At 39.3% G+C, this 7691-nt stretch carries 6 protein-coding genes and 5 pseudogenes; 3 read left to right on the top strand and 8 right to left on the bottom strand.

Annotated features, from left to right (window positions below; translation table 11 throughout):
- Positions 1-531: 531 nt before the first annotated feature.
- The 5 genes and pseudogenes from B4U84_RS26285 to B4U84_RS32185 form a co-directional block, all read right to left on the bottom strand.
- A complete protein-coding gene (locus B4U84_RS26285; RefSeq protein ID WP_131121141.1) occupies positions 532-924 on the bottom strand; it encodes a helix-turn-helix domain-containing protein in 393 nt (130 codons plus the stop codon).
- 41 nt (positions 925-965) lie between these two features.
- Positions 966-1371: pseudogene (locus tag B4U84_RS31310) on the bottom strand (IS701 family transposase); the annotation flags it as partial.
- Between the two features lie 139 nt (positions 1372-1510).
- A complete protein-coding gene (locus B4U84_RS26275; protein WP_242677715.1) occupies positions 1511-1810 on the bottom strand; it encodes a transposase in 300 nt (99 codons plus the stop codon).
- Between the two features lie 93 nt (positions 1811-1903).
- Positions 1904-2359 (bottom strand): hypothetical protein, encoded by a 456-nt coding sequence (locus B4U84_RS26270; protein WP_242677649.1) that lies wholly within the window; start codon positions 2357-2359, stop codon positions 1904-1906.
- 114 nt (positions 2360-2473) lie between these two features.
- Positions 2474-2590: pseudogene (locus tag B4U84_RS32185) on the bottom strand (IS982 family transposase); the annotation flags it as partial.
- Positions 2591-2925: 335 nt separating this feature from the next.
- Here B4U84_RS32185 and B4U84_RS26260 point away from each other — a divergent pair.
- Entirely contained in the window at positions 2926-3885 is a 960-nt protein-coding gene (locus B4U84_RS26260; RefSeq protein ID WP_131121140.1) for a Rieske 2Fe-2S domain-containing protein, read from the top strand.
- Positions 3886-4090: 205 nt separating this feature from the next.
- Positions 4091-4246 (top strand): annotated as a pseudogene (locus B4U84_RS32180) (IS1380 family transposase); the annotation flags it as partial.
- 206 nt (positions 4247-4452) lie between these two features.
- Here B4U84_RS32180 and B4U84_RS26250 read toward each other — a convergent pair.
- Positions 4453-4839, bottom strand: a complete 387-nt coding sequence (locus B4U84_RS26250; protein ID WP_242677714.1) for a hypothetical protein — start codon at positions 4837-4839, stop codon at positions 4453-4455.
- Positions 4840-5024: 185 nt separating this feature from the next.
- On the opposite strand from B4U84_RS26250, the pseudogene B4U84_RS32175 reads away from it, so the two are divergent.
- Positions 5025-5336, top strand: a pseudogene (locus B4U84_RS32175) (DUF4158 domain-containing protein); the annotation flags it as partial.
- A 65-nt stretch (positions 5337-5401) separates the two neighbouring features.
- Here B4U84_RS32175 and B4U84_RS26235 read toward each other — a convergent pair.
- Together B4U84_RS26235 and B4U84_RS26230 are read right to left on the bottom strand one after the other, a co-directional pair.
- Positions 5402-6176 (bottom strand): annotated as a pseudogene (locus B4U84_RS26235) (IS982 family transposase).
- Between the two features lie 46 nt (positions 6177-6222).
- The gene (locus B4U84_RS26230) at positions 6223-7533 is read right to left on the bottom strand and encodes an IS701 family transposase (protein ID WP_131121139.1); all 1311 of its coding nucleotides are present in this window, start codon (positions 7531-7533) and stop codon (positions 6223-6225) included.
- Positions 7534-7691 lie beyond the last annotated feature (158 nt).

Genomic DNA, 7691 nt, shown 5'->3' with positions numbered 1-7691 from the left:
TGGTAAGCCTTATGAGGAAACCGTATATTACATAAGTTCAATGACCCTTGAAGCTTCAGATTTTGCCCAAGGCATTCGTGGTCATTGGGGTGTAGAAAATCGATGACATTGGGTCAAAGATGTTGTGTTTGATGAAGACAAGGCACAAATGGTTGATGGTTATGCATCTGCAAATTTCTCCATTCTTCGCAGTTTTGTAATTAACTTGTTTCGTCACAATGGTTTTGATTCCCTAACCAGAGCAATACGACATTGTGCCCATAATATCCTATTACTATTTTCCTTTTTAGAATGAAACAGCCCTGCCATCCATTGAGCCGTTTAAAGTCATGACAGCCAAAACTTTATTTAAACTGATTCCCTCAATTACACTGACTTTCGCTCCGCGGTAATATGGTTTAAAATCATACACCCTACTGCCCTTGTCGCTTCTGGCATGAGTTCGGGCCAAACCAAGTAAAACACCCATTTCATCAATAAAAACCAGGTTTGCCGGATCTATGTCTTTTACTTTTTCCCAATACTCTATTCTCAGCCTTTGGACTCTTGGAGTTTTTGCTTGGCTACTGCGTAAAGTCTTTTTTTTCGTGTTAGTTTTTGTTTTTGTAATGCACAGCACATGACACTTGCACATACCCAAACGTTATATTTTTCTCCAAAATACTCGCAGTATTCTGATAAAGTTGCGTCTGGATGATTTTTCACCATTTCGGCTAATTTGCTACCATACTCATCCAATTTACCCTTGATTGTCCCACCTTGCTTTTTAGGTTCTAGATGTCCTTGGGTTCTCTTTAGCTGGAGGAGCTTTTGTACATAGCTTTTCGCTACACCAAATTGAACAGCTACTTTTCTGACCGAAGTGTCACCTCTTTCATAGGCATTTACTATTTTTGAACGCAAATCGATTGAGTAAGGTTTCATTATAGTTCTTAATGCACTAATACTTACTGTACCTCATACACCTCGAAAGTGCTGTATATCCGATAATTCACAGGCACAGACTTGCCTAACAAGTCTGTGTAATATAAGGTAATTAGTTGAATTCCTTTGACTACTCGATGATGCTTACCCGACCAAAAATAACCAATTAGTTCTGTTAACTCCGGCTTACTGTAAGGTTTATCAATAATCGTATCATCCCCACTTAACGTACCACCTACTAAATTGATATGCAGCTTGACTTCATCAAATAAATATGCGTGGTTCATACCGCTCTCGTAACAAAAATCGATTGACACTGTCATGAGACAAACCTTCTAAAATCGCTGCCAAACGTGTACAGCCTGGATATTTTGATTCCGCAAGCAGAAAAAAAGTGTAAGTGTTCAGGTCACACTTGGCAGTTGATGGCTTGGTAGTGGCTCTGATAGTTTAAACCCCAAATTCAGCAACATAGATATTATCCATGTTCCCAAGCCATTGGTGATTAGCGATCGCCTGATTGAGAAGTATGACCTTTTTGATGAGCGTACACACACGTTTAAGCTACTTTGTCAATGCGTAAGTCCTAACTTTGAGTAACTTCGCCCCATGAATCCGGTTCATTTAGTTTGAATTTGTCACCATGTTTCCTTGGTCGTCCCTTGCCAGAATATGGTGGTGGTGCGCCCCATAAACACAGGTTTGAACGCAAACGGACAAGAATATCTGCTTTGATGTTGGCTGTTTTCAAAACGAAAGGGGCACACCCGTACTCACTATCCCAAACAGAAATTGGTCTAGTTGGTAAATTCTCACACACTTGTTGTAATTGCCATGTTGCCTTCTGTATCGGGTTTTCCCAACTGGTAATTCGCTCATGTCTCAAGGGTAATGCCCAACTGCCTTCAGTTTCTGGTATCCAAGCAATGGTGCTATGGGATCTCCAAATAATAAAATGCCCAGCCGTCGCTTTCGCCTCTTAGGCGAAAGCGCGCTCTACTTTGGGCGGATGCCAAAATATATTTAATACGGCGCTTGCTTTTATTACGAGTAAGTGCCTATATCCCTGACCTATGGTAATTGGTTTGTTGCCTGCTATTGTCACACTGCTGTGTTCAATTGTCCTCTCCTGTAGAGTTACCGCATCTGGGCGTGACCAAGCAGTGTGGTCGCCTGCTAACAACGGACTACCCTGGGTTGGTATTTGTTTGATGTATAACTGCATCAATTTCTGTCGCTGTGGTCTGCTATCTTGTAATGCTTCATAGATGCTTGGCCACTTACGTCTAAATACTGGTGATAGCGATAAATCTGCCAAACTGTAGGCGTTCCGAGTCAGTAATATTGCATCCATCAGTTCAAAAGTCACATCATGCGCTCTACCTAAATGCTTGTACGCCGCTTGACGAAATTCTTCTAATTTGGCACGTTTCATATTGGCAGGTGAGAGTAGGTGGTTCTTCTCTCAGCTTCTGCTAATAGGGGGACTGTGTTCAATCACACCCTCTATTTTTTTTTTGAGGTTACCTAATTTAGTCTAAACTCCAGTTATTACCGTTGTAATAATTTCTGCATCACTCATATTTCGACGGCAGTCTTCGTCATGCCCAATCGCCTTTAATAAGTCGTCAATGATAGCATAGACAGCAATTGTTTCATTTAGCATATACCCCTCCCATATTTGTCTCTGGAGGGGATTTTATTGCTTTAAGTGCTTTTAGCGATCGCCTGTTTGAATAACTAGCAACTTGGGTTAATAGAGGGATGAGTTGAGGTTATCTACCGTGCAATGTTCATACTGTGGATCTACAATGAAAAAAGGATTTAATGCTTGTGATTTAAAGGTTTTTATCTCAGTATCTTCTCTCGACTGATTACGGATTGCTTTAGGCAAGACGATAAGTAACGAAGAGGGTTTAAAAAACTTTTTGGTCATCAGCTGGGACAGATAGCTGTGCAGTTGCATGGAAATTATGTATAACGGCAAACAATGGAGGAATAATGGAAATAACTTTACCAGGAACACCTTGGCTAATTGCTCACAAATCAATGTTAGGCATAAATAAACCAAATAAAATAACTCTTAATGGTGACGATTATGTTTTGTGGCAAAATCAAAAAGGTGAGGTGTTTGGACTTTCCAATGTTTGTCCACATATGCAAGCACCCCTATCTCAGGGCTGGGTTTGCCAACAGAGGGATACAATTACTTGCCCTTTTCATGCCCTAGAGTTTGATGGACAAGGTAGACTGTACAAAGATGGGAAGATTGACTCAGCAAAACCTATTGCTCAACCTTTAAATCTAATCGTAAATGGAAATTTTATCTGGACTTATACGGATCATAACCCTAAAATTCCAGTTCCTGAAATGGCAGAAAAAATAGCTGCAAACTACGATTTTGTAGGAATTGCTGGCAGTAAAACTATTCAGGCAGATTGGTTAAGTAGTTTTCTAATTAACTGCGACTACAATCACCAAAATGGAACTCATAGAGAATTATTCCAAATTATAGAAAATAAAGTTACTGCTTATGAAAAAGATAAGTATCACATCAGGGTTGAACAAGAAACAATTAGAAAAGACAACACATTAGGAGAACTGTTTGCCAATCCAGCATTGTTGAGTATTCCCAAAGTACTTAAAAGTACAGTGGAATATGAATTTCCCTCCATCCTTGCGTTGTATGGACAATCTCCACTGGGAGAGTTTGTGCAATTAGTATCGATGTATCCAGAAACTCAACAGCAAACCAAAATATTTGAGATTGTTTTTGTCAAATATAAGCGTTTCAACTTTTTAAAAGGATTGATGGCTTCGTCAATGCTCAAGGTTATTACCAAAGTTGTTGAGCAAGATACTTCAGCTGTCGAAAGTCTTTACTCTCAACAACAGCCTAAAATTAAACTACCCAATGAAGAAATTATGTTCGATATGATAAAGCTTTTCCATGACTGGTAAGGACATCAGTTGTTTGATAGTTAACCAGTTTTTTGCAAAAAATGAAACGAATTCTTGCAATAGGAGGATAGTCCCACCATGTAACGCGTGGGTACCTTCTGTCTCCTGCCAAGCGAGGTGACCCGGATTTCTCACAAAATCTGAAAAAAGGGGACCAAAAACTGCGAAAATGTATATATAAAAAGCATTTCAGCAGTTATAAATTATGACTAAATCCGCTTCGCGATCAATACCAAAACAGTTCAAATTTGAACAGCCAAAGTCACCACTAGTCGTAGTTAATTTCACTGGGGAGCAGGTAACGTCCGATGCCGGCTTAAGCTTAATTGCTGAAATAGACCGAAAATTGCAAATAACAACATTCGTTAGTATTTAAACTGCTGATAACTGCACTAGATGAGCAATTATCAGCATTTTTTGTCATCAACACCATAACCCTCTTCTGTCAGTTTCCGGAGTAGGGGTAGTGTTACGGAAGCTGCGGCCAGGGGCAAACTAAACAGTTTAGTTTAGAAGTCAGACAATTTTATTGGTATGAAAGCTTTGAAAAAAGTACCGAATTTTCTTTTAGAGTTGGCACAATGACCACTTTTTACATGAATCTATCCCACTAATAATATTTTGTTGATCCAGAGGTGAATGGTGGCAAGGTCTATGAATGCGTCGAACGTCGAAAAAAACCTTTTGACGTTCCCATCTGACGACGAGGCGACGATATTTGCGCTGATACCAGGCAAAACACCGTTCTTGTTGAAATCTGGGGACGGAGATTTTGATAGGTCTTCCTTTGTTTTTCTTGGTTTTCCAAACTCGCTTTGGGATTTGAGGACGAATACCTCGTTTGCGTAGGTCAGCACGTTTTTGTTTTGAGTCGTAACCTTTATCAGCTGCCAAGACTTTGATTCGTTTACGTGGTCTGCCTCGTTTTAATGTTTTGAGTTTAACCTTATCCAATAAGGGAATTACTTGTTCTCGCTCATTACCATTGGCTGGGGTAGTTCAATTAGCCAGAGGCATTCCATGACCTTCTGTCAGCGTATGAATCAGTATACCTTTACCTTTGCCGCCATAAGCAACCTCTTCACCTCCTCCCTTTCCAGGGGGAAAAAGACCCGTCAACCGCGCCAAAATTCCAATTTATTAGTCCCTTATCATTCGCGATCGCCAGTATACGTCCCTGTAGGTGTTCAAATGTTCCATCCTCGCGCCACCGTTTTAGCCATCGATGTGCTGAACTTTTTGATGCCCATATACATTGGACACTACTTCCCTCAGAAAAAGCACTCTTAGAAAACAAAATTGGCGCTAACCGATTGGGTTTTGCTGTTTTACTAAAATTCTTTCAACTAGAGGGTAGATTTCCTACTGAAAAAAGTGACGTTCCCAAACCTGTTATTGTTTACCTAGCAAAACAAGTATCCATCCCCTGGGAAGAATATTATGCCTACGATTGGCAAGGACGAGCAATCATTACAAGCAGTGTAATGAAGCGGTTTCAGGTATTAATAATTGCTTACTATAGAAATGCTTGTTTCAGGGTAAATGCAAAAATAAATGCTTCCAACTTAAGTATAAACCCTTGCCAAGTACATACGTGGATTGATTTTGGAAACACACAAGTGATGCTACTAAACACTGTTTCAATGTAATGCCTAATATGTTGCTTGATATACTGATTCCACGGTTCATCTTGACGCTTGGAATTTTTTTTCCTCATGACTTTCAAGGATATTTTGCTAGTTTCTTCGAGGTCATCTTCGGCAGTATAATCAGTGTATGCAGCATCAGTATATACTTCGCTGCCTGGTGGTAAATTTAACGGTAAGGCGTTCAATGCTCGCACATCAGAAGCACTACCAGGCATAAAAACAAATTCCACTGGAATACCAGTTTTGGTCGTTAATAACTGAACTCTAACTCCATAAAAATAACGTTTTTTCGATGCAATATAGCCTCTGTACTCTTCAGATTTAATTAACTTGACATTAAAGATCCGAATATTATCACAGATGGGTACAGGAAAAGAGTCTAAAAGATATTCAGTACAATCACTCATTTCTTTCAGTATCAWTCCCACTTGATGAAACATATCATTCATCAACATTGATATACTGTGTAATCGTCGGTTGAAGCGTGACTTTTCTAACATATATATGTGGTATCAAGTTGTGGTCTTTCATATAACCGCAAGCTTGACTATGATTACCGTTAAAGAACATCGCGGCGATTATTACCGTTGTAATAATTTCTGCATCACTCATCTTTCGACGGCAGTCTTCGTCATGCCCAATCGCCTTTAATCAGTCGTCAATGATAGCATAGCCCTGTTGTGTCACTTTAGGCAGAGGAAAAATAGAATTCAGGGTGAGCCAGGAAGGTGAAAATTGGAGAAGTTAGCCTATAAGCAATAGATTGAAGTTTAGAAAAACCTAAAGAAAGCTGAGGAATGGGAAAAATTGTTAACCAGGGATATATGAGGTTAAATAAAACGAAAGGTTGAATAACTAAACGCAGATTGTTGAGAATATTCTTCCAACCTTTACCATTATCCCACCAGGGGTGAGAAGCGAATGCTGATTGAGGATCTGGAGGAGAAGGACGCAGAGATTCTGAATGAAGGCTAACCATGAGGTAGGCACTACAAACAATCTCCCACCAGCGTTCAATATCTTCATAGCGAGTAAAACGATAATCAGCCCAACCTAATTCATTCTTACTTTGTTTTAAACCATATTCTACCCATGTTCTTAACCCATAAAAATTCCCAACCTCTCTAGGTGTAATGTCGGGATATTTGCTCATCACATACCAGGTAGAGTTTCCAGGTAAGTTATCCGTATCTGTAGTAATTTGCCAATACCTATGTTCTCCACGTTTGCCGTGAATTATTTCTCGAATAAACCGATTCTCACTGCTTAAGTCAGAGAAAACTCTTTTAAATCTTTGCCACTTTAAGTATTGAGTGTAATGCCCTTTAAGTAAGTCTACAGAATGATTTGAGCGAATTGCCACTAAATAATTTAACTCAAGTTCATCTAACACTGATATGAAATTCGTCCCGCTCTCTCCATATAAACTATCTGCCAGCACTAAGTTGAATTTGAAACCCATTAACTGTAGTTTTCTGATTAGCATCGCCCCGATTTGAGGCTTGGTAAGATACTTATCTCCTGGCTTTAATTTTTCTCTTGGTTTGTATACTTCAAACAGTAGTGGGAATGTCATTCCACAGAACACACCATAAGCTGTGACTGCCACAACTCCATTTTCTACTTTTCCTAGATTGCCTATATACTGGCGTTTCACATAATCTGTCTTATTACCTTTCTTTTTATCTCCGGTTTCATCAATAATTAAAATGATTGGTCTTCCTTTTAGTACCTCTAAAATTAGTGACAATCGCAAAGCTCTTAACTGTTCTACTTCCCAAGATGATGTAGTTAAGAAATGGTGCAGTCCTTGATAGTTATCTAGCCCGACAATTTTCGCTATTTCAGGTAGACTTTTCCGTTTTAATTCAGAAATACATCCTATATGCAGATACTTAAAAGCTTCAAAATTTCTGATATCTGAAAACAGCCTTTTATACCAAAGACAATATTCATCCACAAATTTAACGGTTTCTTTGGGTGGACGAGGCTCTACCATGCTCTGTGTCTTCGTTCTGGGCTTTGTACATCCTTATACTACCGCGATAGTGACACAACAGGGATAGACAGCAATTGTTTCATTTAGCATATACCCCTCCCATATTTGTCTCTGGAGGGGATTTTATTGCTTTAAGTGCTTTTAGCGATCGCCTGTTT

Source organism: Westiellopsis prolifica IICB1 (assembly GCF_004323185.1).
Lineage (GTDB): Bacteria > Cyanobacteriota > Cyanobacteriia > Cyanobacteriales > Nostocaceae > Pelatocladus > Pelatocladus prolificus_A.
The sequence above is the reverse complement of the archived record's forward strand: the minus strand, read 5'-3'. Positions and strand labels throughout refer to the sequence as shown.